Annotated in this window: 22 protein-coding genes; 9 read left to right on the top strand and 13 right to left on the bottom strand. The window is 65.4% G+C overall.

Going from position 1 to position 26,271, the window contains the following annotated elements; genetic code table 11:
- Window positions 1-9: 9 nt before the first annotated feature.
- Together BMY71_RS07805 and BMY71_RS07810 are read left to right on the top strand one after the other, a co-directional pair.
- Window positions 10-984 carry a type II secretion system F family protein gene (locus BMY71_RS07805; protein WP_011503913.1) on the top strand — a complete coding sequence of 325 codons (975 nt, stop codon included), beginning with the start codon at window positions 10-12 and terminating at the stop codon, window positions 982-984.
- Window positions 985-995: 11 nt separating this feature from the next.
- Complete coding sequence (locus BMY71_RS07810; RefSeq protein ID WP_011503914.1) at window positions 996-1,970, top strand: type II secretion system F family protein; 975 nt, start codon at window positions 996-998, stop codon at window positions 1,968-1,970.
- Between the two features lie 96 nt (window positions 1,971-2,066).
- Here the strand turns inward: BMY71_RS07810 and BMY71_RS07815 are convergent, their stop codons facing one another.
- Window positions 2,067-2,861 (bottom strand): tetratricopeptide repeat protein, encoded by a 795-nt coding sequence (locus BMY71_RS07815; RefSeq protein ID WP_092683153.1) that lies wholly within the window; start codon window positions 2,859-2,861, stop codon window positions 2,067-2,069.
- 124 nt (window positions 2,862-2,985) lie between these two features.
- Between BMY71_RS07815 and BMY71_RS07820 the strand changes: the two genes are divergently transcribed.
- Window positions 2,986-4,368, top strand: a complete 1,383-nt coding sequence (locus BMY71_RS07820) for a leucyl aminopeptidase family protein (protein WP_092682880.1) — start codon at window positions 2,986-2,988, stop codon at window positions 4,366-4,368.
- Window positions 4,361-5,212 carry a C40 family peptidase gene (locus BMY71_RS07825; protein WP_092682882.1) on the top strand — a complete coding sequence of 284 codons (852 nt, stop codon included), beginning with the start codon at window positions 4,361-4,363 and terminating at the stop codon, window positions 5,210-5,212. Before BMY71_RS07820 ends, BMY71_RS07825 begins: the two co-directional genes overlap by 8 nt.
- On the opposite strand, the gene BMY71_RS07830 is transcribed toward BMY71_RS07825, so the two are convergent.
- From BMY71_RS07830 to BMY71_RS07860, 8 genes are all read right to left on the bottom strand, one after another.
- Window positions 5,196-5,834 carry an NUDIX domain-containing protein gene (locus tag BMY71_RS07830; RefSeq protein WP_092683155.1) on the bottom strand — a complete coding sequence of 213 codons (639 nt, stop codon included), beginning with the start codon at window positions 5,832-5,834 and terminating at the stop codon, window positions 5,196-5,198. The genes BMY71_RS07825 and BMY71_RS07830 overlap by 17 nt on opposite strands.
- Before the next feature lie 7 nt (window positions 5,835-5,841).
- A complete protein-coding gene (locus BMY71_RS07835) occupies window positions 5,842-7,479 on the bottom strand; it encodes an ABC transporter ATP-binding protein (protein ID WP_092682884.1) in 1,638 nt (545 codons plus the stop codon).
- Window positions 7,480-7,644: a hypothetical protein gene (locus tag BMY71_RS24860; RefSeq protein WP_175557631.1), complete on the bottom strand. Its 165-nt coding sequence runs from the start codon at window positions 7,642-7,644 to the stop codon at window positions 7,480-7,482.
- 38 nt (window positions 7,645-7,682) lie between these two features.
- A complete protein-coding gene (locus BMY71_RS07840; protein ID WP_011503921.1) occupies window positions 7,683-8,861 on the bottom strand; it encodes an ABC transporter permease in 1,179 nt (392 codons plus the stop codon).
- Entirely contained in the window at window positions 8,861-9,970 is a 1,110-nt protein-coding gene (locus tag BMY71_RS07845) for a microcin C ABC transporter permease YejB (protein WP_092682886.1), read from the bottom strand. The genes BMY71_RS07840 and BMY71_RS07845 overlap by 1 nt, the downstream gene beginning before the upstream one ends.
- The gene (locus BMY71_RS07850; RefSeq protein ID WP_092682888.1) at window positions 9,971-11,851 is read right to left on the bottom strand and encodes an extracellular solute-binding protein; all 1,881 of its coding nucleotides are present in this window, start codon (window positions 11,849-11,851) and stop codon (window positions 9,971-9,973) included.
- Window positions 11,852-11,865: 14 nt separating this feature from the next.
- A complete protein-coding gene (locus tag BMY71_RS07855; RefSeq protein ID WP_092682890.1) occupies window positions 11,866-13,761 on the bottom strand; it encodes an extracellular solute-binding protein in 1,896 nt (631 codons plus the stop codon).
- 213 nt (window positions 13,762-13,974) lie between these two features.
- Window positions 13,975-14,526 carry a c-type cytochrome gene (locus tag BMY71_RS07860; protein WP_092682892.1) on the bottom strand — a complete coding sequence of 184 codons (552 nt, stop codon included), beginning with the start codon at window positions 14,524-14,526 and terminating at the stop codon, window positions 13,975-13,977.
- A 213-nt stretch (window positions 14,527-14,739) separates the two neighbouring features.
- Here BMY71_RS07860 and BMY71_RS07865 point away from each other — a divergent pair, with 213 nt between their 5' ends.
- Window positions 14,740-15,477 carry a 3-deoxy-manno-octulosonate cytidylyltransferase gene (locus BMY71_RS07865; RefSeq protein ID WP_092682894.1) on the top strand — a complete coding sequence of 246 codons (738 nt, stop codon included), beginning with the start codon at window positions 14,740-14,742 and terminating at the stop codon, window positions 15,475-15,477.
- A gap of 69 nt (window positions 15,478-15,546) precedes the next feature.
- Window positions 15,547-16,401, top strand: coding sequence for a prephenate dehydratase (locus BMY71_RS07870; RefSeq protein ID WP_011503927.1), 855 nt, complete (start codon window positions 15,547-15,549; stop codon window positions 16,399-16,401).
- A 212-nt stretch (window positions 16,402-16,613) separates the two neighbouring features.
- On the opposite strand, the gene BMY71_RS07875 is transcribed toward BMY71_RS07870, so the two are convergent.
- On the bottom strand, window positions 16,614-17,630 hold the full coding sequence (locus tag BMY71_RS07875; protein ID WP_011503928.1) for an LLM class flavin-dependent oxidoreductase: 1,017 nt from the start codon (window positions 17,628-17,630) through the stop codon (window positions 16,614-16,616).
- Window positions 17,631-18,050: 420 nt separating this feature from the next.
- Here BMY71_RS07875 and metF point away from each other — a divergent pair, with 420 nt between their 5' ends.
- From metF to BMY71_RS07890, 3 genes are all read left to right on the top strand, one after another.
- Window positions 18,051-18,938: a methylenetetrahydrofolate reductase [NAD(P)H] gene (gene metF / locus BMY71_RS07880; protein WP_092682896.1), complete on the top strand. Its 888-nt coding sequence runs from the start codon at window positions 18,051-18,053 to the stop codon at window positions 18,936-18,938.
- A gap of 4 nt (window positions 18,939-18,942) precedes the next feature.
- Window positions 18,943-22,824 carry a methionine synthase gene (metH, locus tag BMY71_RS07885; protein WP_092682898.1) on the top strand — a complete coding sequence of 1,294 codons (3,882 nt, stop codon included), beginning with the start codon at window positions 18,943-18,945 and terminating at the stop codon, window positions 22,822-22,824.
- A 170-nt stretch (window positions 22,825-22,994) separates the two neighbouring features.
- Complete coding sequence (locus BMY71_RS07890) at window positions 22,995-23,384, top strand: hypothetical protein (protein ID WP_092682900.1); 390 nt, start codon at window positions 22,995-22,997, stop codon at window positions 23,382-23,384.
- A gap of 479 nt (window positions 23,385-23,863) precedes the next feature.
- On the opposite strand, the gene BMY71_RS07895 is transcribed toward BMY71_RS07890, so the two are convergent.
- The 3 genes from BMY71_RS07895 to BMY71_RS24335 are packed head-to-tail and all read right to left on the bottom strand — an operon-like array spanning window position 23,864 to window position 26,204.
- The gene (locus BMY71_RS07895; protein WP_092682902.1) at window positions 23,864-24,457 is read right to left on the bottom strand and encodes a GNAT family N-acetyltransferase; all 594 of its coding nucleotides are present in this window, start codon (window positions 24,455-24,457) and stop codon (window positions 23,864-23,866) included.
- Between the two features lie 21 nt (window positions 24,458-24,478).
- Window positions 24,479-25,981, bottom strand: coding sequence for a glycerol kinase GlpK (gene glpK, locus BMY71_RS07900; RefSeq protein WP_092682904.1), 1,503 nt, complete (start codon window positions 25,979-25,981; stop codon window positions 24,479-24,481).
- 25 nt (window positions 25,982-26,006) lie between these two features.
- A complete protein-coding gene (locus BMY71_RS24335; RefSeq protein WP_139202613.1) occupies window positions 26,007-26,204 on the bottom strand; it encodes a hypothetical protein in 198 nt (65 codons plus the stop codon).
- Window positions 26,205-26,271: the final 67 nt, after the last annotated feature.

The following is a 26,271-nucleotide window of genomic DNA, read 5'->3' on the forward strand; positions in this document are numbered from 1 at the left end:
GCGGAGACCATGCAGATGCAAGCGCTCTCGCTCGGGTTCTTTGCCGCCGTGGCCGTCGGCGGGCTGGCGTGGGTTTTCCTCTATCCGATGTTGTCCGGCGAAAAGCAGGCCGAAAAGCGCCGCTCATCGGTCGCGCGCGTGACGCCCGCCGTGCGGCAGGTCGAAAGAACGCAGCGCTCGCGCCGCGAGCAGGTCGAAGGATCGCTGCGGGACATCGAGGCGCGCAAACAGAAGCAGAAGAACGTCGCACTGAGCACGCGGCTGACCCAGGCGGGGCTCGACTGGACACCGAAGAAATTCATCACAATTTCGGCGGTGCTCGGCGTGTTCGTGTTCGCCGTGACCATGCTGTTCGGCGGCGGACTGACGGCGGCGGCGGGGCTCGCCTTCGCCGCCGGCTTCGGCCTGCCCCGCTGGATGCTCGGCTTCCTGAAGAAGCGTCGGGAAAAGCGATTCCTCAACGCCCTGCCCGACGCCGTCGACGTGATCGTGCGCGGCATCAAGGCCGGCCTGCCGCTGTTCGACTCGATCAAGGTGGTGGCGGCGGACTCGCCGGAGCCTCTGAAGACCGAGTTCAACGCCATCATCGAGACCCAGACGATCGGCATGCCGATCGGCGAAGCCTGCGCGCGCCTCTATGACCGGATGCCCGTGCCGGAGGCCAACTTCTTCGGCATCGTCATCGCGATCCAGCAGAAATCCGGCGGCAATCTGTCGGAAGCGCTCGGCAATTTGTCGAAGGTGCTGCGCGATCGCAAGCGGATGGCCGAGAAAATCCAGGCGATGTCGATGGAGGCGAAGGCCTCGGCGGCGATCATCGGCTCGTTGCCGCCGATCGTGATGCTGCTGGTCTACATGTCGACGCCCGACTACATCGCGCTGCTGTGGACACATCCGACCGGCCGCCTGATGCTGGCCGGCTGCGTGGTGTGGATGGCGGCGGGAATTCTGGTGATGAAGAAGATGATCAATTTCGACTTCTGACGAGGTGACGCATGATCGATTTTCTCGTTGCGAAGCTGCACGACGCCCGCTTCATGACCATGTTTCTGGCGGCGATCGCCGCCAGCGCCACGGTCTACACGCTGGTCATACCGCTGTTCGTCGGCGAGACGTTGGCCAAGCGCATGAAGGCGGTCGGCAGCGAGCGTGAGCGGATCCGCCAGCGCGAGCGCGACCGTATAGCGAAGGCCGAACGTGTGTCGCTGCGGCAAGCGCCGAAGCAGTTCGTCGCCAAGGTCGTCGAGGATCTCAACCTCGGCAAATGGGTCGCCCAGGAAACCGCACGCGACAAGCTGGTGATGGCCGGCTATCGCGGCCAGGCGCCCTATGTCACCTTCCTTTTCTTCCGCATGGTGATGCCGATCGCGTTCGGCATCGCATCGGCCCTCTACGTCTTCCTGCTGTCGAACATGCAGCAATCGACCTCGATCAAGATCGGCATGTGCATCGCCGGCGTGTTTCTCGGTATGCAGGCGCCGATGCTGTTCCTGAAGAACGCCATCAGCAAGCGCCAACTCTCGATCAAGCGCGCCTTTCCCGACGCGCTTGACCTGCTACTGATCTGCATCGAGTCCGGCATGTCGATCGAAGCCGCATTCCGCAAGGTCTCGATCGAAATCGGCACGCAGTCGATCCCGCTGGCGGAGGAGCTGACGCTGACGACGGCGGAGCTGTCCTATCTGCCCGACCGCAAGCAGGCCTACGAAAACCTCGCGATCCGCACCGGCCTCGAGGGCGTCAAGTCGGTCTGCCTGGCGCTGCAGCAATCGGAACGCTACGGCACGCCGCTCAGCCAGAGCCTCCGCGTGATGGCGCAGGAAAATCGCGACATGCGCATGAACGAGGCCGAGAAGAAGGCCGCCGCGCTGCCGCCGAAGCTGACGGTGCCGATGATCGTGTTCTTCCTGCCGGTTCTGTTCGTCGTGATCCTCGGGCCGACCGGGATCAGGGTTTCGGCCATGCAGTGATCGCCGCGCCGCACGGCGCGGCGTAGCGCGATCAGGTTGCGGCGCCCCTCGGAACCGTAACCGCGACCTTTGGACCCGTGATCCCGGATGTGATGATCAGTGGCCGGAGGCCAATACGCCACGGCCGCGACCGCGGGTGTCGGTCTTGCCGTCCAGCATCTGCTTGAGATAGGCGACGTTGGCGGCCGCCTCCTCCGGCGGGAGATCAGCCTGCACGATGCTTTCCGCCTCGGCGAAGCGGCCTTGCAATCCGACGACCAGCGCCAGATTCTGCCGCACCCGCGCATCGGCACGGCCGTTGGCATAGGCCTGCCGCAGCGACTCCTCCGCTTTCGGCAATTCCTTGGTGAGCATGTAGGACAGGCCGAGATTGGAGAGCACGGAAGGCTCGCCCGGCGCAAGCTTCAACGCGCTGGCGTAATAGCGCCGCGCTTCGTCGCTGCGGCCGAGCTGATCGAGCGCCGTGCCCTGTACCGACAAAATTCGCCAATCCGGGTTGTCCGGACTATGCGCATGAGTCAGCGTGTCGAACGCCGCTTTGAAATTGCCGTTGTCGGCGAGCGCGCGGCCATAGGCAGCGAGCACGGTCTTGTTGCTGGGATTGGCCAGCGATGCCTTCTCCAGCATCGCCACCGCCTGAGCGCGCTGGCCGATGGCGCGCAGCGCCTGGCCATAAGCGAGAGCGGCGCCGGCATCCTTGGGATTGGCGCGATAGCGCTCGCCGGCGATCTCGGCGACGCGGTTCGGATCGGCCGGCGCCTCGGCCCGCGCGCCGAGCGCGCCGGTGATGCCGGACATCCCGGCGGTCTGGCAGCCGGCAAGCGCCGTTGCCAGGGCCGCGGTCACGGCCGCGGATGCGAGAAACCGGGCGAGACAAGACAGCTGGCGCATGGCAACTTTACTCACGAAGCCGACCGGAACGAACGAATACGGCTTCAGCAATAGAGCGTTAACCCTAATGTTGGGTTAATCAACGTGGCCCTCGCCGCTCCCGCTTCGATTCGAAAGACCCTGCATGTCCTCGCTGTTCGCCACTGCCCCGGAACCGACCGCGGTTCCGATTTCCTTCGTTACCAAAACCGGCTGGGAGGCGCTGTGCGCGACGCTGCCGGAGGCCGCGCAGCGGTTCGCGCGCGCCAATGGCTACAGCGGCAAGCCGGGACAATTCCTCGCGCTCCCGACGCCTGAAGGCGATGTGAGCCACATTCTGTTTGGCCTCGACGAACCGGACGCGCGCGCTTGCGATCCGTTTCGCGCCGGGCAATTGCCGAGCCTGCTGCCGCCCGGCGTATACCGTTTCGCCAATGCGCCGCACGACACCCGGCTCGCGGTGCTGGCGTTCGCGCTCGGCGCCTACAAATTCGGCCGCTATCGCAAGGCCGAGCCGCCGGCCGTCAAACTGGTCGTGCCGGAGGGCGTCGATGTCGCTGCGATCGAGCGCGCCGTCGCGGCCGCCACACTGGCGCGCGATCTGATCAACACGCCCTCGAACGATATGGGCCCTGCCGAACTCGCCGATGCCGCCCAGGCGCTGGCGCAGCGCTTCGACGGGACGTTCGACTGCATCGTGGGCGAGGAACTGACGAAACAGAATTTCCCGCTGATCCACGCCGTCGGCATGGCGTCGGCGCGTGCGCCGCGGCTGATCGATATCGGCTGGGGCAATCCTTCGCATCCGAAGGTGACGCTGGTCGGCAAGGGGGTCTGCTTCGACACCGGCGGGCTTGATCTCAAGCCGTCGAGCGCGATGCTGATCATGAAGAAGGACATGGGCGGCGCCGCCAATGCGCTGGCGCTGGCCTCGATGGTGATGGACGCGAAGTTGAAGGTCCGGCTGCGGGTGCTGATCCCCGCGGTCGAGAACGCCGTTGCCGGCAATGCGATGCGGCCGCTCGACATCTTCCCGTCGCGCAAGGGGCCGACGGTGGAGATCGGCAACACCGACGCCGAGGGCCGGCTGGTGCTGGCCGACGCGCTGGCGCTCGCCGACGAGGAAGCGCCCGATCTCCTGATCGATCTCGGCACGCTGACCGGCGCCGCGCGCGTCGCGCTCGGACCCGATCTGCCGCCCTACTACACCAACGACGAGACGCTCGCGCTCGATCTGGCGCGCTGCGCCAGGGCCGAGAACGATCCGCTGTGGCGGCTGCCGCTGTGGGCGCCTTACGATTCCTGGCTCGATTCCAAGGTCGCGAACATCAACAACGCGCCGTCCGGCGGCTTCGCCGGATCGATCACCTGCGCGCTGTTCCTGCAGCGCTTCGTCGAGGCGGCGAAGAGCTGGCTGCATGTCGACATCTACGGCTGGACGCCGAAGGCCAAGCCCGCGCGCCCCGAAGGCGGCGAGTGCCAGGCCGCGCGCGCGATCTTCGCGCTGCTGAGCGAACGCTATGGCTGATCCACGGTTGACCCCTGCGCGGCCGGACCTCGCCGCGAAGTATCTCGAAGGCCAGGTGACGGCGACGCGCTTCGTCGAAGGAGAAATCTCCGAGATCAGCTACGGCGTGGCGCCCATGCGGCGCGAGCCGTTTTCCGGCGCGATGCTGCAGACCGAGGCGCTGAAGGGCGAACGCGTCACCGTCTACGACCGCACCGAAGACGGCTGGGCCTGGGGGCAACTCGTCAGCGATGGCTATGTCGGTTGGCTGCCTGATCTTGCTCTGTACAAGCCCGGGGCGGAACCGACCCACACGGTGACGGCGCTGCGCACTTTCGCCTTCCCCGGCCCCTCGATCAAACTGCCGCCGGCGGAGACGCTGCCGCTCGGCGCGCGGCTTGCGGTCGTGCGCGAAGATGCGGGCTTCGCGGTGACGCAGGAAGGATGGTACGTGCCGCGCCGGCACGTCGCTGCCCTCGACATCGGGGAGCCCGATTTCGTCGCGGTCGCCGAGCGCTTCGTCGGCACGCCGTATCTGTGGGGCGGCCGCACCAGCCTCGGCATCGACTGCTCCGGACTGCTGCAGACCGCGCTCGCTGCCTGCGGCATCGCTGCTCCGCGCGACAGCGACATGCAGGAGGTGGCGCTCGGCGCGTCGGTGCCGATCTCCGAACAGGCACAGCTTCGGCGCGGCGATCTGTTGTTCTGGAAGGGCCATGTTGCGATCGCGTGCGGTGCCGACAGCATCGTCCACGCCAACGCGTATCACATGGCCACCGCGATCGAGTCTGCGCGCGAGGCGATCGCGCGCATCGCGGCGAGCGGCAGCGGCAGCGAGCTGACGACGATCAGGCGGCTCGGTTGAAGACGTTCTGCAGCGCGCCGCGATTGAGCGCCAGCCATTGCAGCGCGCTGTAGAGCAACGCGTTGGCGATCTCTCCGCTTGCGAGCGCCGCAAGCGCCGCGTCGATCGGGACGACGAACGGCTGGGTGTCCTCATCCTCGTCGGCGACGCCGCCCCGCGGCGGCACCACAGTGGAGTCGACAAATCCCGCGAAGAAGATGATCTGCTCGTCGGTGAAGCCGGGCGTCGCCAGCACGCTGTACAGCTCGACAAGCCGGTCCGGCGCGATGCCGATTTCCTCGATGCATTCGCGCCGCGCAGCATCCACCGCCGCCTCGTCGGCCTCGACGCGCCCCGCAACAACCTCGACCATGTCGCCGCGCCCTGTGGCCAAGTGAGCCGGCAACCTGAACTGGCGGATCAGTACCACCGCGTCGCGCGCCAGATCGATCGGGATGACCGCTGCGACCCGGCTGGCGCGCAGCACATCCCGCCGCTGCAGCAGCGGCGGCTCGCCGTCGCGCCGCAGCGAGACTTCGTACCGCTCATAGGTCATGAAGCCCCGGCCGATCATCTCGGGCGCGGACACGGTGACATCGGCCTCGCGATCCGCGAGCTGATCAGTCCAGTCGATCTCACTCATCAGACACCTATTGCGCGGCGGCGCCGCCCGGAGCGGTTTCGAGCCGGAACGCGGCGGCAAACAGCGCCCGCGTATAGTCCGTCTTCGGGTGCTTGAACAGCTCCGCCGCTGGGCCTTCCTCCACGACCTTGCCCTGTTTCATCACGATCAGATGACTTGCGAGTGACGCGACGACCCGCAAATCGTGCGAGATGAACATGTAAGTTAGATCGCGCTTGCGCTGCAGCTCGCGCAACAGGTCGACCATCTGCGCCTGAAACAACATGTCGAGCGCGCTGGTCGGCTCGTCGAGCACGACGAAATTCGGCTCCAGCACCACCGCACGCGCGATGCTGATGCGCTGGCGCTGGCCGCCGGAGAATTCGTGCGGATAGCGGAAGCGCGTCGCCGGATCGAGACCGACCTCCTTCAGCGCCTTGATCACCCTCGCCTCGCGCTCTTCTTCCGACAGATGCGGCTGATGCACGCTGAGACCCTCGGCGATGATATCGCCGACCGACATGCGCGGGCTGAGCGCGCCGAACGGATCCTGAAACACGATCTGCATGTCGCGGCGGAACGGCAGCATCTCCTTGAACTTCAGGCCCTGAATGTTGCTGCTGAGGAACACGATCGGACCTTCAGACGAGATCAGCCGCAACAGCGCCAGCCCGAGCGTGGTCTTGCCGGAGCCCGACTCGCCGACGACGCCGAGGGTTTCGCCCTTGCGCACCGCGAGCGTGACACCGTCGACCGCCTTGATGTGGCCCACCGTCTTGCGCATCAGGCCGCGCTTGATCGGAAACCAGACTTTCAGATCGTCGGTGGAGATCACCACCGGCGCGTCCGGCCGTGGCGGCGCCGGATCCGGCTTCGGCTCAGCGGCGAGCAGCGCCTTGGTGTAGGCGTGGGTCGGCGCGGTGAACACCTGCTCGACCGGCCCCTGCTCGACGATCTTGCCGTTGTTCATCACGCAGACGACGTCGGCGATGCGCCGCACGATGCCGAGATCGTGGGTGATGAACAATAGGCTCATGCCGAGCCGGGCGCGGATGTCGGCGAGCAGCGCCAGGATCTGCGCCTGCACGGTGACGTCGAGCGCGGTGGTCGGCTCGTCGGCGATCAAGAGATCAGGCTCGTTGGCGAGCGCCATCGCGATCATCACGCGCTGGCGCTGGCCGCCGGACAATTGGTGCGGATAGCTGGCGAGCCGCGTCTCCGGCTCGGGGATGCCGACCTGCGTCAGCAATTCCAGAATGCGCGCCCGCCCCTTGGTGCCGCGCGGGCCGCCGTGCAGTTGCAGGATCTCGCCGATCTGCGCCTCGATCGTGTGCAGCGGATTGAGCGAGGTCATCGGCTCCTGGAAGATGATCGAGATCTCGTTGCCGCGGATAGCGCGGATGTCGTTCTCCGACATGCCGAGCAGTTCGCGGCCCTTGAACCGGATCTGCCCGGTCGGATGCGACGCCGTCGGATACGGCAGCAACTTCAGGATCGACAGCGCGCTGACCGATTTGCCCGACCCGGACTCGCCGACCAATGCCACGCACTCGCCGCGCCTGATCTGATACGAGATGCGATCCACCGCGAGCGTGGTGCCGCTCTGCTGATGGAAGGCAACGGAGAGATCGGCGACGGAGAGCAAGGGCTGGTTGAGGGCGTCCATTCAGTCTTTTTCCGCGTTGTCTTTTTCGAGCCAGTCGGGAAGCACTTCTTCGTGCTCGACAATGACCGCAACGATAGCGGTCGGATCGAGGTCTTCCCGTAGATCAGGCGGTAACCGGGAAACTGGATAGTTCGTCGTCGTGATCCTGATGAGTTTTGTTCTCATGGCACGTCTCCAAAACCACTAACGACCCTACCACATCCTCACCTGAACGTCTTGCGGGGGTCGAAGGCATCACGGACGGCTTCGCCGACGAAGATCAACAGCGACAGCATGATCGCGACCGCGAAGAAGCCGGTGAAGCCGAGCCACGGCGCCTGGACGTTGGCCTTGCCCTGCGCCAGCAATTCGCCGAGCGAGGGCGAGCCGGGCGGCAGGCCGAAGCCGAGGAAATCCAGCGCGGTCAACGTCATCACCGACGACGACACGATGAACGGCAGGAACGTCATGGTCGCGACCATCGCGTTCGGCAGCAGATGCCGCACCATGATCTTGGCGTTGGAGACGCCGAGCGCGCGCGCCGCCATGATGTATTCGAAATTGCGTCCGCGCAAAAACTCGGCGCGCACCAGACCGACCAGCGACACCCATGAGAACAGCAGCAGGATGCCGAGCAGAACAAAGAATCCGGGCACCAGCACCGAGGACAGGATCAACAACAGATACAGCGACGGAATCGCGGTCCAGACCTCGATGAAGCGCTGGAAGCCGAGATCGACCCAACCGCCGAAATAGCCCTGGATGCCGCCGGCGGCGACGCCGATTACCGAGGAGATGATCGTCAGGCTGAGGCCGAACAGCACCGAAATGCGGAAGCCGTAGATCAGCCGGGCGACGACGTCGCGGCCCTGATCGTCCGTGCCGAGCCAGTTGTATTCGAGATCGCTGCAGCCCTTCACGCCCTTCTTGTCGACCACCGTCTTGCATTCGGCCTCGGTCAGCATCCAGGTCGGCTTCGATGGCGCGGGCGTCGGCAGATCGAGATTGTGCGTGCCGTAGGAATAGCGGATCGGCGCCCAGATCACCGTGCCGTTCTTGTCCGCGATCAGCTTCTGCAGGAACGGATCGCGATAATCGGCGGCGGTCTCGAAATCGCCACCGAACGTGGTCTCGGCATAGTTGACGACGGCCGGGAAGTAATAATGGCCGTCGAATTTAATCAGCAGCGGGCGATCATTGGCGATCAATTCGGCGAACAATGACACCACGAACAGCACCAGGAAAAGCCAGAACGACCAGTAGCCGCGCCGGTTGGCCTTGAAATTCTGCCAGCGCCGCTTGTTCAGCGGCGAGAAGCCGAGGCGGTGGCGGGCGGGCGGCACCGCCTCGCCGAGCGGCGCCTGAATCGTGCTCTCGATCGGCTCGCGTGCGATCAGCGTCATCAGACTTCCCGCGCCTCGAAATCGATCCGCGGATCGATCCACATATAGGTGAGATCAGAGGCCAGATTGACCACGAGGCCGACCAGCGAAAAAATGAACAGCGTGCCGAACACCACCGGGTAATCGCGGTTCAGCACGCTTTCAAAGCCGAGCAGGCCGAGCCCGTCGAGCGAGAAGATGGTCTCGATCAACAGCGAGCCGGAAAAGAACGCGTGGATGAAAGCGCCCGGGAAGCCGGCGATCACGATCAGCATCGCGTTGCGGAAGATGTGGCCGTACAGCACCTGCGTTTCGCTACAGCCCTTGGCGCGGGCGGTCATCACATATTGCTTGCGGATCTCGTCCAGGAACGAGTTCTTTGTCAGCAGCGTCATGGTCGCGAAGGCGCCGAGCACCATCGCGGTCAGCGGCAGCGCCAGATGCCAGAAATAGTCGATGATCTTCCAGTACCAGGGGAACTGGCTCCAGCCGTCGGATGTCAGCCCGCGCAGCGGGAACCAGCTGAAGAACGATCCGCCGGCGAACAGGATGATCAGCAGGATCGCGAACAGGAAGCCCGGGATCGCAAATCCGACGATGATCACCGCCGATGTCCAGGTGTCGAACTTCGAGCCGTCCTTCACCGCCTTGCGGATGCCGAGCGGGATCGAGATCAGATAGGTCAGCAGCGTCATCCAGATCCCGAGCGACATCGAGACCGGCAGCTTCTCCTTGATCAATTGCAGCACGCTGACGTCGCGGAAATAGCTCTTTCCGAAGTCGAACCGCGCGAAATTCCACAGCATGATCGCAAAGCGCTCGGGCGCCGGTTTGTCGAACCCGAACTGTTTCTCCAGGCTCTTGACGAATTCCGGGTCGAGCCCTTGCGCGCCGCGATATTTCGAATTGACCGCATCGGCGGAGGCGCCGGCCTGCGGCCGTCCGCCGAAGTCGCCGCCGGACGACCCGGAGACGCGCGAGGCCGCGCCGGTGTCGGCGCCTGACAGTTGCGCGATCACCCGCTCGACCGGTCCGCCCGGCGCGAACTGCACCACAACGAAGGACACGAACAGAATGCCGAGCAGGGTCGGAAACATCAGCAGGATGCGGCGGGCGATATAGGCGGACATCTATTTTCCCTCGCCTTTGACGTCGCCGCCGGCGGCGGCCGCGGCTTTCGGCTCCGACCACCACAGATCCGGCGCGCCGACGCCGATATATTTCGGCAGGTTCGGCGGATGGCCGAACACGTCCCAATAGGCCAGCCGGTGCGAGGCGGAGTACCATTGCGGCACCCAATAGCGGCCGGCGCGGATCAGCCGGTCGAGCGCCCGCGCGGCGACGACCAGCTTCGCCCGGGTGTCGGCAGCGATCACCTGATCCATCATCGCATCGATCGCGGGATCGGCGATGCCGGCGAGATTGTTCGAGCCCTTGGTCGCGGCCGATTGCGACGAGAAGAAACTGCGCAGCGCATCGCCCGGCACGGTCGAGAAGCCGAAGCGCTCGATCGCCATGTCGAAATCGAAATCGTCACGTCGGGCGCGAAACTGCACCGGGTCGACCAGCCGCAACGTCGCCTCGATCCCCAGGGTGCCGAGGTTCTTGATGAACGGCATGTGGTGCGGCTGGAACGACGGCTCGTCGAGCAGAAACTCGATCCGCATCGGCTCGCCCTGCGGCGTCAGCCGCTGGCGATCCTTGATCGCGAAGCCGGCCTCGGTCAGCAACTGTCCGCCTCTGCGCAGCAGCGCGCGGTCCTGTCCCGAGCCATCGGACGCCGGCGGCAGAAACGGCGCGCCGAACACCTCGTCCTGCACCTTGCCGCGGTACGGTGCGAGCAGCGCCAGTTCGTCGGGCGACGGCGGCCCCACCGCCATCAGATCGGAATTCTGGAACGGCGACACCGTGCGTTGATAGGCGCCGTACATGATGGTCTTGTTGGTCCATTCGAAATCGAACGCGCAGCCGATCGCCTCGCGCACCCGCGGGTCCTTGAACTTGTCGCGCCGCGTGTTGATGAACCAGCCCTGCGAGCCGGACGGGGTCCCGTCAGGAAGCTGCTCGCGCTTGACCCGGCCGTCATGGACCGCGGGGAAATCGTAGCGCGTACTCCAGATCCGCGAGGTGAACTCCTCGCGATACAGATAATTGCGGCCGGAGAAGCCCTCGAAAGCGACGTCGCGATCGCGATAGAACTCGAACCGGACGGTGTCGAAATTGTTCGACCCGACATTGACCGGCAGCTTCGCGCCCCACCAGTCCTTGACGCGATCGAATGTGATGGAGCGGCCGGATTCGAAATGGCCCACCTTGTAGGGGCCGCTGCCGAGCGGCACCTCCATGGTCGATTCGTCGAACGGCCGTTTCGCGTAGTAGGCCTCGGAGAACAGCGGCAGGGAGGCCGTGAACAGCGGTACGTCGCGACCGCGCTTCGGCGCGAACGTCACGACCAGCGTGGCGTCGTCGGTCGCTTCCGCCTTGATGAAGTCGCGCATCTGCTGGGTGATCAGCGGATGGCCCTTGGCCTTCAGGATGTTCAGCGAGAACGCGGCGTCTCGCGCGGTGAGCTTGCTGCCGTCGTGGAAGCGCGCCTCCGGGCGCATGGTGAAGCGATAGGTCAGACCGTCGCGAGAGATCGCCACCGACGACGCCGCGAGGCCGTACATCGCGTCGGGCTCGTCGCCGGCCCGCGCCATCAGCGTCGCGAAAGTGAGGCCCATGCCCTGAGCGCCATCGCCCTTCAGGACGTAGGCATTGAGCGAATTGAACGTGTGAAACGACTGGTTGAAGGCGCGCACCGACGGAATGGTCGAGAACAGCCCGCCCTTCGGCGCCCGAGGATTGACGTAGTCGAAATGCGGAAAATCGGCCCGGTACTTCAGGTCGCCGAAGGCGGACATGCCGTGGGCGACCGTCTCTCCCTCGGCCGCAGCCGCGGGGCAAAGATGCGCCGCGGCCAGCGCGCCGATTCCGAGGCCGAGCACATTGCGGCGGTTGAGCTGCACCATGCGCGGGCGCTTCCTCAAGAACGTCTGCCGATCTTGGCGGCCTTCTCGGCGTCGTACCACCACAGCATCGGCAGGCCGGAGCGCGCGTATTTAGGCAGATCGGCGTGGCTGAAGCGGTCCCAGCGGGCGTAGCGGATGAAGCCGTAGGTGAATTGCGGCACGACGTAGAAATTCCACAGCAGCACGCGGTCGAGCGCGCGGGTCGCGGCGACCAGCGTCGCGCGGTCCTTGGCGAAGATCACCTTGTCGATCAGCGCGTCGATCGCCGGGTTTTTGATGCCGATGGTGTTGCGCGAGCCGGGCTGATCGGCGGCCTGTGAGCCCCAATAATCGCGCTGCTCGTTGCCGGGCGACAGCGACTGGCCCCACAGATCGGTGATGATGTCGAAATCGAAGGCGCGGATGCGGTTCTGATACTGAGCATCGTCGACGACGCGGATCGAGACGGTGACGCCGAGCCGCTCAAGCGACGGCTTGTAGAACAGCGTGATGCGCTCGGCCGACGGATCCTGCACCAGCATCTCGACCGTGACCGGCTTGCCGGACGGGTCGACCAGCTTGCGATCCTTGATGTCGAAGCCGGCTTCCTTCACCAGCTTCATCGCCTCGCGCAGATTGCCGCGAACCGATTCCGGATTGCCGCCGACCGGATTGCTGTAGGGGGTGGTGAACAGCTCGGCCGGCACCTTGTCGCGCACGGTCTCGAGGATCGCGAGTTCATCGCCCTGCGGGAGCCCGCTGGAGGCGAGCTCGGTGCCTTCGAAGTAGCTGTTGATCCGCTTGTACTGGCCGTAGAACAACTGCTTGTTCATTTCCTCGAAGTCGAACGCGTAGTTGAAGGCGCGCCGGATCCGGGCATCCTTGAACATGTCGCGACGGAGGTTGAGGACGAAGCCCTGCATCCGGCCGGAATCGTTGATCGGGAATTCCTCCTTGACCACCCGCTTGTCGGTGACCGCGGGGAAGTCGTAGGCCGTCGCCCATTGCTTGGCAGAGTTCTCGGCGATCCAGTCGGCCTGGTCGGCCTTGAAGGCTTCGAGCGCGACGGTGTTGTCGCGAAAGAATTCGAAGCGCAGCTCGTCGAAATTGTTCTCGCCGATGCGCACCGGCAACTTCTCGCCCCAATAGTCCTTGACGCGCTCCAGCACGATCGCGCGGCCGGCGACGAACTCCTTGATCCGGTAGGGGCCGGAGCCGAGCGGCTTTTCCAGCGTGGTGGCGGAAATGTCGCGCGTGCGCCCGGCGCTGTCGACGCCTTCCCACCAATGCTTCGGCAGGATCATCAGTTCGCCGACAATGGTCGGCAATTCGCGATTGCCGGGCCCATCGAAGGTGAAGCGGATGTCGCGCTCGCCGGTCTTCTCGGCCTTGAGGACGTGGCGGTAATACGACGCGTAGCGCGGGCTGAATTTCTTCAGCGAGTCGAACGAAAAGATCACGTCATCGGCGGTCACCGGCTTGCCGTCGTGCCAGCGGGCGCCGGCGCGCAGCCGATACGCCACCCAGGAAAAATCGTCGGGATGGGTCGCGCTTTCGGCGAGCAGTCCGTAGACGACGCCGACCTCGTCCTGCGAGGCGGTCATCAGCGTCTCGTAGAGGTAGCCGACCGCCGGCGCGATGTTGCCCTTCACCCCGGCGACCGCAATGTTGAAATTGTCGAAGGTGCCGAGCGAGATCTGGCGCGCCGCGCCGCCTTTGGGCGCATCCGGGTTGACGTAATCGAACCGCCTGAAATCGGGCGGGTACTTGACCTCGCCGAACAGCGACAGGCCGTGCCGCCATGCCGGCCCACCCGCCGCGCCCTGCGCTGCGGCGGGGCCTGCCGCCAGCAGGCCGGAGCCGAGACCGAGGGCCGGGGTGGCAGCCGCCCATGCGCCGGCTTGCAGAAGATGTCGTCGGGTCAAATTCACGGTGTCGAATTCCTGTTGGCGTCGGGGCCCAGCACTCAAGCCGCAATATAAGGCGAGGATTCGGCCGATTATGCCGGATTTTCCAAACGATAGCACCCCGCGGCCGACTTCGTTGCGGCGAAACGTCCCGATCAGGACAGAGTGATGACGCGCACAAAAACGGCCGGGAAATCCCGGCCGTTGGTCGACGTGACGTGCTGAAGGGGCGGACCGCTATTTGGCGGCGGTCGGCAGCGCCTCGGGCTTATCGGAATTCTTGTTGAGGTAGGCGATCAGATCGGCGCGTTCACGCTCGTTACCGATCCCGGCGAAGCCCATCGCGGTGCCCGGGATATAGCCCTTCGGGCTGGCGATGAACTTGTCGAGTTCTTCGAAGGTCCATTCGCCGCCCTTGGCCTTCATCGCCGCCGAGAAGTTGAAGCCGCGGCCTTCACCGCGCTTTTCGCCGACGATGCCGTAGAGATTGGGGCCGACGCGATTCGGGCCGTCCTTTTCGAAAGTGTGGCAGGCGGCGCATTTTTTGGCTGCGGCGGTGCCCTTCTCGACGGAGGCGGTCTGCAGCAGCTTCTCGATCGGCTCAGCGGCCGCGGCCGGCGCAGCGTCCTTGCCCTTGGCCGGCTCGGCTTCCTTCACGGCGATGGCGTAGCCCTGCTTCTCGACCTTGCCGGGCGAAAACACCGCCTGCGCGGCGAAGTTCGACAGCAGCAGTACGAGGCAGGTCGCGAGAACTGCGCCGAGAATTTTGTTGAGCTCGAAGGAATCCATGATGCGCTCGCGTTTCCCGTCAGACTCGAGTCTGAAATTGTTTATCGTTGGCATTCGCAAATAGATTTAGCTGTGATGAGATAACGGTTTGCCCCCGCTCTGGCAACCCGTATAAGTGTCGCTATCCGTGACCTTCCAACAGCCTGGTACCGCCCTGGTCGAGGCTCTCGGTCGGCCTGTTGACCATCGCACAGGACTGATCCTGCACGCCCGATGACCGCACCCCTCACGCTCGTTCTGATCCCCGCGCGAATGGCCGCGACGCGGCTGCCCGGCAAGCCTCTGCTCGATATCGGCGGCGTCCCGATGATCGTGCATGTGCTGCGGCGCGCGCTGGCGGCTTCGATCGGCCGGGTCGCGGTCGCGACCGATACGCCGGAGATCGCCGAGGCCGTGATCGCCCATGGCGGCGAGGTGGTGATGACCCGGGCCGACCACCCGTCCGGCTCGGACCGGATTCACGAGGCACTGCAGACTCTCGATCCGGAACGCAAGATCGAGACGGTGATCAATCTGCAGGGCGACTTCCCGACCATCCGGCCGGAGCAGATCGGCGCGGTGCTGGCGCCGCTGGCCGATCCGGCGGTCGATATCGCCACGCTCGCGGCCGAAATCCACACCGAGGAAGAGAGCACCAACCCGAACGTTGTGAAGGTGGTCGGCTCGCCGATCCGAAACAATTTGCTACGCGCGCTGTATTTCACCCGCGCCACCGCGCCCTATGGGGACGGGCCGCGCTATCATCATATCGGTCTCTACGCCTATCGCCGCGCCGCGCTGGAGCGCTTCGTGTCACTGCCGCCCTCGCCGCTCGAGCAGCGCGAGAAACTCGAACAATTGCGCGCGCTGGAGGCCGGGATGCGGATCGACGTCGGCATCGTCGACAGCGTGCCGCGCGGCGTCGACACACCCGCCGATCTGGAAACCGCACGGCGGGCGCTCGGCTTCTGAGGCGATCGCCGATCCCCTCTGGCGAAAACCGCTGCGGCTGATAGAACGCGCGCCAACAGTTTGGAACCGATGACCAAGACCATGAAAATAGCATTTCAGGGCGAGCCCGGCGCCAACTCGCACATCGCGATCGGCGACGCCTACCCCAGCGCCGAAGCGCTGCCTTGCGCCACCTTCGAGGACGCGCTCGCCGCGATCTCCTCGGGTGAGGCCGATCTCGGCATGATCCCGATCGAGAACTCGGTCGCTGGCCGCGTCGCCGACATTCATCATCTGCTGCCGCAATCCGGCTTGTACATCGTCGGCGAATGGTTTTTGCCGATCCGGCATCAACTGGTCGCCGTGCCGGGCGCGAAGCTCGAGGAGATCAGGACGGTCGAGAGCCACGTCCATGCACTCGGTCAGTGCCGTCGTATCATCCGCAAGTTCGGCCTCCGGCCGATCGTCGCCGGCGACACCGCCGGTTCGGCGCGGATCGTCGCCGAGCGTGGCGACAAGAGTTGCGCGGCGATCTCGTCGCGGCTGGCGGCGAAGATCTACGGCCTCGACATTCTTGCCGAAGACATCGAGGACGAAACCCACAACACCACCCGCTTCGTGATGCTGGCGCGCGAGCCGCGCTGGGCGGCGCAGGGGTCGGGCGCGCTGGTCACCACTTTTGTATTCCGGGTGCGCAACCTGCCGGCCGCTCTGTACAAGGCGATGGGCGGCTTCGCGACCAACGGCGTCAACATGACCAAGCTGGAAAGCTACATGGTCGACGGCAATTTCTTCGCCACGCAGTTCTACGCCGATGTCGACGGCCACCCCGAAGACCGCAACCTCGCTTTCGCGCTCGACGAGCTGAAATTCTTCTCGCGCGAATTCCGCATCGTCGGCGTCTATCCGGGCCACCCGTTCCGGGCGACGTTTACCGAGCGGTGAGCGCGACTAATCGACTTGTGACATCCTGAGAGCCTGCCCCCGGACTTGATCCGGAGTGCGTGCCACTTGCGCGCCTTGAAGGATGGGCCGTGCAGCTGTTCGCGGCGGTTACTTGCGGCCGCATCCTTCGAGGCCGCCGCGTCGCGGCGGCGCCTCAGGATGACGACTTTGTCATACGTTGCACGGCTCGCACGTCCCGATAGCGGCGCTCACTACGCCGCAACCCTCTGCCGCTTGAACGCATCCGCGAGCAAACTATACGAGCGCTTGCGGGCGTCGTGATCGTGGGTCGCGGTGATCACCATCAACTCATCGGCCTGGCTGGCGCGGATCAGCGGCTGCAGCGCCTGCATCACCGTCGACGGGCTGCCGACGAACAGCCGCGAGCGGTTGCGCGCGATCGAGGCGCGGTCGGCGTCGGTCAACGGATAGGCCTGCGCCTCCTCGACGCTCGGCAGCGGCACGTAGCGACCGCGATCACGCAGCAGCCGGCTGACGTCCATCGAGAGCGCGAGCCGCTCGGCCTCTTCGTCGGTGTCGGCGATCACCGCCGCCACAGCGAGAATGCCGTGCGGCGTGCTACGCCAGCGGGTCGGCCGGAAACTGGCGCGATAATGCGTCAGCGCTTCGGCGGCGTCGTAGGACGCGAAGTGGTGCGCGAACGCGAAGCCCATCCCGACCTGAGCGGCGAGTTCCGAGCTGTAGTCGCTGGAGCCGAGCAGCCAGATCGGCGGCAGCGGCGCGTCATCCGGCATCGCCACGACGTTGTTGTAGGGATGGCCGGCCGGGAAGCCGCGAGTCTCCCACAGCGTCAGTTCCTGCAGCCGCTCGAGGAAATCATCACCCTCGCGGACATCAAGCCGGCGCCGCAGCGCATGGGCGGTGGCCTGATCGGTACCCGGCGCGCGACCGATGCCGAGATCGATGCGGCCGGGGAACAGCGCCTCCAGCATCTTGAAGCGCTCGGCGACCATCAGCGGCGCGTGGTTCGGCAACATCACGCCGCCGGAACCGACGCGGATGCGCTCGGTCACCGCAGCGATCTGCCCGATCATGATCTCCGGCGCCGGGCTCGCGACCGACGGCAGATTATGGTGTTCGGCCAGCCAATAACGGACATAGCCGAGTTTGTCGGCATGCCGGGCGAGGTCGATCGAGTTGCGCAAGGCCGCCGCCGGCGGCGTGCCGGTGGTGACGACGGAAAGATCGAGGATGGAGAGCGGTAACATCCCATTAAGCTAGCGCTCAACCGAAGGTCGCGCAAAGGTAATTGGCTAGGAAATTCGCCGTAGAGGGTAGCTACGGTTTGCTGGTGGGCAAACCTCGGGGAGGCCCGAGGTCACCCACTCCGCCATCGAGGGAAGGATGCGGAATATTCCAACTTTTCGAGCACATTCTGCGGTAAATGCCTACGAAATGCCCCAGAATGATTGCCTTCCTGCCCACGATCCTTGAGACAACATCAATATTTCTGACGTTGAATTGCGTTGATGGGCAATTTCCCATCGTCATTTCATCCTGAGTGGGCTGGATTGGCAGAACCGATCAGCTTAATTTGTGCAGCCAGGCTGACCGCCTCGCGCCCCAGCGCGGCCGGCGGAAGCGACGACTGCGTCCGGCCTTCGACCTTCCAGCGTGGATGACGTGATATGAGCGACGTGCTGCAGCACATTCCGGCGATCTCCTTCGAGTTCTTTCCGCCGAAGACCGACGAGATGGAGCGCACTCTGTGGCAGGCGATCAGCCGGCTCGCGCCGCTGACGCCACGCTTCGTCTCGGTCACCTACGGCGCCGGCGGCTCGACCCGCGAGCGCACCCACTCCACCATCGCCCGCATCCTGCGCGAAACCCATCTCACGCCGGCGGCCCACCTCACCTGCGTCGATGCGCCTTGCGCGGATGTCGACGAGGTGGTGGAGCGCTACTACGACATCGGCGTTCGCCACATCGTCGCATTGCGCGGCGATCCGTCGAGCGGACTCGGCGGCGCCTACACGCCGCATCCGCAGGGCTATCGCAGCTCCGCCGATCTGGTCGCCTCGATCAAGCGCCGGCATCCCGATATCGAGGTGACGGTGTCGGCCTATCCCGAGAAACATCCGGAAAGCACCGGCTTCGACGCCGACCTCGACATGCTGCAAGCCAAGGTCGATGCCGGCGCGACCCGCGCCATCACCCAGTTTTTCTTCGACAACGATCTGTACTTCCGCTACCTCGATCGCGTCCGCGCCCGGGGCATCGACATTCCGATCGTGCCCGGCATCCTGCCGGTGCAGAACTTCAAGCAGGCCTCGAACTTCGCCACGCGCGCCGGCGCCAGCGTGCCGGACTGGCTGGCAAAGCAGTTCGAAGGGCTCGACGACGATCCCGACACCCGCAAGCTGGTGGCGGCGACGGTCGCCGCCGGCCAGGTCCACAAGCTCGCCAAGCACGGCGTCGACACCTTCCACTTCTACACGATGAACCGCGCGGACCTCGTGTTCGCGATCAGCCATCTGCTCGGCCTTCGGCCGCAGGTCGCACAGAAAGCCGCGTGAATTCATGACCAAGCCGATCTCTCCGAAGCGGACCGAACTGCTGGCGCTGGCCGCCGAGCGCATCCTCGTGCTGGACGGCGCGATGGGCACGATGATCCAGCAATTGCAGTTCGACGAAGCTGCGTTCCGCGGCGACCGCTACAAGGATTTCCACCGCGACCTGCGCGGCAACAACGACCTGCTGATCCTGACCCAACCGCAGGCGATCGAGGACATCCACGCCGCCTACCTGCGCGCCGGGGCCGACATCGTCGCCACCAACACTTTCTCCTCGACCTCGATCGCGCAGGCCGATTACGACCTGTCCGAGATCGCCTACGAGATGAGTTTCGAGGGCGCCCGCCTCGCCCGCAACGCCGCCGCAACAGTGGCAGCCGAGGACGGCAAACCCCGCTTCGTCGCGGGCGCGATCGGCCCGACCAACCGCACCGCCTCGATTTCGCCGGACGTCGCCAATCCGGGCTATCGCGCGGTGACCTTCGACGATCTGCGGATCGCCTATGGCGAGCAGATCAACGGCCTGCTCGACGGCGGCGCCGATCTGTTGCTGCTCGAAACCATCTTCGACACGCTCAACGCCAAGGCGGCGCTCTACGCCATCGCCGAAATCACCGAAGCGCGCGGCATCGACGTGCCGGTGATGATCTCCGGCACCATCACCGACAAATCCGGCCGCCTGCTCTCAGGGCAAATGCCGGAAGCCTTCTGGAATTCGGTGCGGCACGCCAGGCCGATCACGATCGGCTTCAACTGCGCCCTCGGCGCCGAGGACATGCGCGCGCATGTCGCCGATCTCAGCCGCGTCGCCGACGCGCTGGTCTGCGCCTACCCGAACGCCGGCCTGCCCAACGAATTCGGCCAGTACGACGAGACGCCGGCGCAGATGGCGCGCATCGTCGGCGAATTCGCCCGCGACGGCCTCGTCAACATCGTCGGCGGCTGCTGCGGCACCACGCCGGACCACATCGCCGCGATCGCGCAGGCGGTCGCCCCGCACAAACCGCGCGTCGTGCCGGAGATCGCGCCGCGGCTGCGGCTGTCCGGACTCGAGCCGTTCGAACTGACCCCCGACATTCCCTTCGTCAATGTCGGCGAGCGCACCAACGTCACCGGCTCGGCGAAATTCCGCAAGCTGATCACCGCCGGCGACTACGCCGCGGCGCTGCAGGTCGCGCGCGACCAGGTCGAGAACGGCGCGCAGATCATCGACGTCAACATGGACGAAGGGCTGCTCGATTCCGAAGCCGCGATGGTCACCTTCCTGAACCTCGTCGCCGCCGAACCGGACATCGCCAAGGTGCCGGTGATGGTCGATAGTTCGAAATTCGCGGTGATCGAGGCGGGGTTGAAGTGCCTGCAGGGCAAGCCGGTGGTGAACTCGATCTCGCTGAAGGAAGGCGAAGAGAAGTTCCTGCACGAGGCCAATATCGCGCGCCGCCATGGCGCCGCGGTGGTGGTGATGGCGTTCGACGAAAAGGGCCAGGCCGACACCTACGCGCGCAAGACCGAGATCTGCAAGCGCGCTTACGATATCCTGGTCGATCAGATCGGTTTCCCGCCGGAAGACATCATCTTCGACCCGAACATTTTCGCGATCGCGACCGGGCTCGAAGAGCATAATAACTACGGCGTCGACTTCATCGAGGCGACGCGCTGGATCCGCAAGAACCTGCCGCACGCGCATGTCTCGGGCGGCGTCTCCAACCTGTCGTTCTCGTTCCGCGGCAACGAGCCGGTGCGCGAGGCGATGCATTCGGTGTTCCTGTATCACGCGATTCACGCGGGCATGGACATGGGCATCGTCAATGCCGGGCAGATGATCGTCTATGACGACATCGACGCAGAACTGCGCCAGGTCTGCGAGGACGTCATCCTCAACCGCGATCCGGGCGCTTCGGAGCGGTTGCTCGCGCTCGCCGAGAAATATCGCGGCCAGGGCAAGGCGGCGAAGGAGCAGGACCTCGCCTGGCGCGGCTGGCCGGTGGAACAGCGGCTGAGCCACGCGCTGGTGCACGGCATCACCGAATATATCGAGACCGACACCGAGGAAGCCCGCGCGAAAGCGGAACGCCCGCTGCATGTGATCGAAGGCCCGCTGATGGCCGGCATGAACGTGGTCGGCGACCTGTTCGGCGACGGCAAGATGTTTCTGCCGCAGGTGGTGAAATCCGCCCGCGTGATGAAACAGGCGGTCGCCTATCTGATGCCGTTCATGGAGGCCGAGAAGGCCGCGCAGCTTGCCGCCGGCACCCACACCGGCGAGCGCGCCACCGCCGGCAAGATCGTGCTCGCGACCGTGAAGGGCGACGTCCACGACATCGGCAAGAACATCGTCGGCATCGTGCTCCAGTGCAACAATTTCGAGGTGATCGACCTCGGCGTGATGGTGCCCGCCGCGAAGATCATCGAGACCGCGAAGGCCGAGGGCGCCGACATCATCGGGCTGTCCGGCCTGATCACGCCGTCGCTGGATGAAATGAGCTTCCTCGCCGGCGAGATGCAGCGCAACGGCCTCGACATGCCGCTGTTGATCGGCGGCGCCACCACCAGCCGCGTCCACACCGCGGTGAAGATCGACCCCGCTTATCCGGCCGGCAGCGTGGTGCATGTCAATGACGCCAGCCGCGCGGTCGGCGTCGCTTCGTCGCTGCTGTCGCGCGAGCGCGGCCCGGCCTATGCGGCCGAGATCCGCGCCGACTACGCCAAGATCACCGCCGCGCATCTGCGCGCGCAGGCCGACAAGAAGCGGCTGCCGCTCGAGGCCGCGCGCGCCAATGCGACGAAGATCGACTGGTCGGCTGCGAAGCCGGTGAAGCCGTCGTTCCTCGGCGTGCGCAGCTTCACCAACTATCCGCTGGCGGAGCTGGTCGACACCATCGACTGGACGCCGTTCTTCCAGAGCTGGGAGCTCGCCGGGCGTTTCCCCGCGATTCTCGACGACAAGGTCGTCGGCGAGGCCGCGCGGTCGCTCTATGCCGACGCCCGTAAGATGCTGGAGCGCATCGTCGCCGGGAACTGGTTCACTGCAAAAGCGGCGATCGGGTTCTGGCCGGCGAATGCGGTCGGCGATGACATCATCCTGTATGCCGACGACAAGCGGGACAGTTCGATCGGCGCGCTGCACACGCTGCGCCAGCAGCTCGTCAAGCGCGAGGGCCGCGCCAATGCGGCGCTGTCGGACTTCATCGCGCCGCGCGGCGTGCCGGACTATATCGGCGCCTTCGTCGTCACCGCCGGGATCGGCGAGGACGTGATCGCCGACAAGTTCAAGGCCGACAACGACGACTATTCCTCGATCCTGGTCAAGGCGCTGGCCGACCGCCTCGCCGAAGCCTTCGCCGAGCGGATGCACGCCCGCGTCCGCCGCGAATTCTGGGGCTATGCGCCGGACGAGGCGCTGTCGGTCGATGATCTGATCCTCGAAAAGTATCAGGGCATCCGCCCGGCGCCCGGCTATCCGGCGCAGCCCGATCACACCGAGAAGGCGACGCTGTTCAGGCTGCTCGACGCCGAGGTCAATGCCGGCGTGACGCTGACCGAGTCATATGCGATGTGGCCGGGCTCGTCGGTGTCGGGGCTGTATTTCAGCCACCCCGAGAGCGCCTATTTCGGCGTCGGCAAGATCGAGCGCGATCAGGTCGAGGACTACGCGCGGCGCAAGGGCTGGAGCACAGCCGAGGCCGAACGCTGGCTCGCCCCGGTGCTGAACTACATCCCCGAGCCGCAGCCCGCCGGCGCAGCGCAGGAAGCGATGCCGCCGCTGGCGCCGTCGGGCGAATTGCTGCCGGCCGCGAACGACGCCGACACCGAACTCCCCTCACACCCGCCCGGCTGCAACTGCGCGGTGCATCTCGCCTGGCGGAAGCAGAAAGTCGCGGCAAAGTAAGCGCTTCGGTGAGTCCGTCGCGTATAGATCGAATGCCGCGCCGCGGTTGACAGGGTCATGACAAGTCGCGCGTGATGCCCTAGTGTTCGGTCGCCAGAGCGCGCCCAACGAGAAGCGGCTAACAACCGACCTGTGCCGAGCGCTCTGCGCTTGCTCATGGGAGGATCGCGATGTCGATGCGACGATCGGGACTCATTGCGCTGGCGGCGCTGCTGCTGTCGGGGTCTACCGCGCTGGCCCAGCAGCCGGGAAAGCCTTGCGCGGCCGACGTCAAGGCATTGTGCGCCGGGATCGCGCCGGGCCAGGGTCGCATCAAGGCCTGCATCAAGAAGCAGCTGATCGGCCTGTCGCAGACCTGCGAGGAGCGCGTGTTCTCGGTGGCGGTGAGCAGCAAGGTGTGCCGCGACGATGTCACCCGGCTGTGCGCCAGCGCCAAGCGCGGCACCGGCGGCGTCAGGGCCTGCATGAAAGCCAACATCGCCGACGTCAGCGAGCCCTGCAAGGATGCGATGTCCCGCGCCGCCAGCGGCCGCAAACTGCTCCGCGGCGGCGACCTGTGAGCGTGCGATCGTCGCTTGCGGACCGTCGGGAAGATCAGCGCAAAGCGCTTCATCCGCCGACGCGCGCGAAGAAATGGCGGACGACGCTTCGCTGAGCCGCCCTCCGCTCGCTCGTCGTCCGAGCAGACTCTCAGCATGATTGCGCAGCGTCATCCTGAGGTGCACGCGAATAGGCTGGAGCGACATCGATCAGTCGAAAAAACTCACGTTCGTCATTCCGGGGCGCGTAGCGGAGCTACGCAAACCCGGAATCCATACTCCCTGGCCTTGGTGGTTGCCGTGGCGTAGCAACGCTATGGCTCGACGCAAGTCCAGGGATATGGATTCCGGGCCTGCGCTGCTGCGCAGCACATCCCGGAATGACGACGGAGAGGGCTTTGATACGCGCTGAACTCGCGGGGAAGCGAGTGAAGCGTGCCCGCCGCACCGCAAGTCGGCGCGGGCACGGAGCTACGCGCCTTTGCCCACCCTGCGGCTGATCAACCGATAATCGGAATATGCCTGGCCTTGGCGCGCGGGACGGCGCCATCGAGGCGGGGATCGTCTGCAATCTCGATCTGACGGCGGAACGGGACGAAGCCCGCGCGTTGGTAGAAGGCCAGCGCCTTGGGATGATCGAATGTGCAGGTGTGGAGCCAGAGCCGATCGATCGGATGCGACCATGCCGCCTGCAACGCACGGTTCATCAGCCAACGACCGGCGCCGCTGTCGACCAGACCAGCGGTCACGCCGAAGAATGCGATTTCGCACTCGTTTGGCTTTCGAAAGTCCAGTTCGATCAGACCTTCGTCACTGCCCTCACAACCGAGCGCATAGATCTCCACCAGAGGCGAATGAATGGTCCCACGGAGTTCGTCGTCGGACATCCGAACGCGCGAGAACCACAGCCATTCGCTGCCGACGCGATCGAACAGATCGCGGAACCAGCCGACATCCGGATCAGCAACGCGACGCAGCGTCCACGGACCCGCCCGCTCCGGAAGCAAGGATGGTCGCGTCGTCATCTGCAGATGCGTGACCACAGCCGCAATCTTTCCCGGAGGAACGTCGGAATAGCCGTCTGGAAGCAGCATCTGCAACTCCTGCTCGCTCTCCTACTCCCCCTCGTCGCTCGCCAGCAACCCCTTCACCGCCCGTCCCCACCCCGCCAGCTTGCGCTCGCGCGTGGCCGCGCTCATCGCCGGCTTGAAGCGGCGATCGAGCCGCCAGTTGTCGGCGAATTTTTGCGGTTCGGGATAGACGCCGGCGCTGAGGCCGGCGAGATAGGCCGCGCCCAACGCCGTGGTCTCCTGGATCACCGGGCGATCGACCGGGGCGTCGAGCAGATCGGCGAGGCGTTGCATGGTCCAGTCCGACGCGGTCATGCCGCCGTCGACGCGCAGCACCGGAGGGGCCGCATCGGCGTCGGGCCAATCGGCGCGCATTGCCGCCCACAGATCGTAGGTCTGGTAGCAGACGCTCTCCAGCGTGGCGTGGGCGAGTTCGGCCGGCCCGGTGTTGCGCGTCATGCCGAACAGCGCACCGCGCACCCGCGGATTCCAGTACGGCGCGCCGAGGCCGACGAAGGCCGGCACCAGATAGACGCTCTGCATCGAATCGGATTTGTCGGCGAGCGGACCGGTTTCGCTGGCGTGCTTGATGATGCCGAGCCCGTCGCGTAGCCACTGCACCGCGCTGCCTGCGACGAAGATCGAGCCTTCGAGCGCGTAGGAGCGCTTGCCGTCGAGCTGATAGGCGATTGTGGTGAGCAACTTGTTGTTCGAGCGCACCGGCGTCGCGCCGGTGTTGAGCAGCGCGAAGCAGCCGGTGCCGTAGGTCGATTTGATCATGCCGGGGGTGAAGCAGGCCTGGCCGATGGTCGCGGCCTGCTGGTCGCCGGCGATGCCGCGGATCGCGATGCTGCCGCCGAACAGCTCATAGGCGCTGTCGCCGAAATGCGCCGAAGAATCCTTGACCTCCGGCAACATCGAGCGCGGCACCCGCAGCAGCTTCAGCAGTTCGTCGTCCCACTCGCCGGTGTGGATGTTGAACAGCAGGGTGCGCGAGGCGTTGGTGGCGTCGGTGGCGTGAACCGTGCCGCCGCTCAGCCGCCACAACAGATAGCAATCGATGGTGTCGAACATCAGCTCGCCGCGCTCGGCGCGGGCGCGCGCGCCAGGCACGTTGTCGAGCAGCCACGCAACCTTGGTGCCGGAGAAATATGGATCGACGATCAGGCCGGTCTTGTCGGTGATCATCGGCTCATAGCCGTCGGCCTTGAGCCGGGTGCAGACATCCGCGGTGCGCCGGTCCTGCCAGACGATGGCGCGGTGGATCGCCTGACCGGAGACGCGGTCCCACACCACCACGGTCTCGCGCTGGTTGGTGATGCCGATCCCGGCGATATCGCTGGCCCTGGCGCCGGCCTTCTCCATCGCAGCGCGGCAGGTCGACAGCGTCGAATTCCAGATGTCCTCCGGCTCGTGCTCGACCCAGCCCGAGGCCGGAAAATGCTGCGGAAACTCTTGCTGCGCGGACGCCGCGATCGAGATGTCGCCGCGGAACAGGATCGCGCGCGACGAGGTGGTGCCCTGATCGATGGCCATCACGAAAGGCATGAGCGTTGGTCCCGAATTGCGGATGTCAAGGTGGTTGCGCCGCACACCACCCGATCACGGCCGCGCCGTCAATATCGGCAATGCCGCTTGTGTGCCGCACAACCGATGGTTTTCGCCCCACCATCGGAAGCGGCTTGTCCTTGGGATCCGCTCGACCTTCGATGCGCCGGGCTGAGGCGCCGCCGTCGACAGAGAAACTCGTCGCGGCGAATGCGGTGTTCACTCCCAAGCTCTACGACGCCGGGTTGGCACGGCGCCAATGCTGCAGATCGCTCCTGGCGAGGGCATCG

It is taken from the genome of Rhodopseudomonas pseudopalustris (genome assembly GCF_900110435.1).
Taxonomy (GTDB): domain Bacteria; phylum Pseudomonadota; class Alphaproteobacteria; order Rhizobiales; family Xanthobacteraceae; genus Rhodopseudomonas; species Rhodopseudomonas pseudopalustris.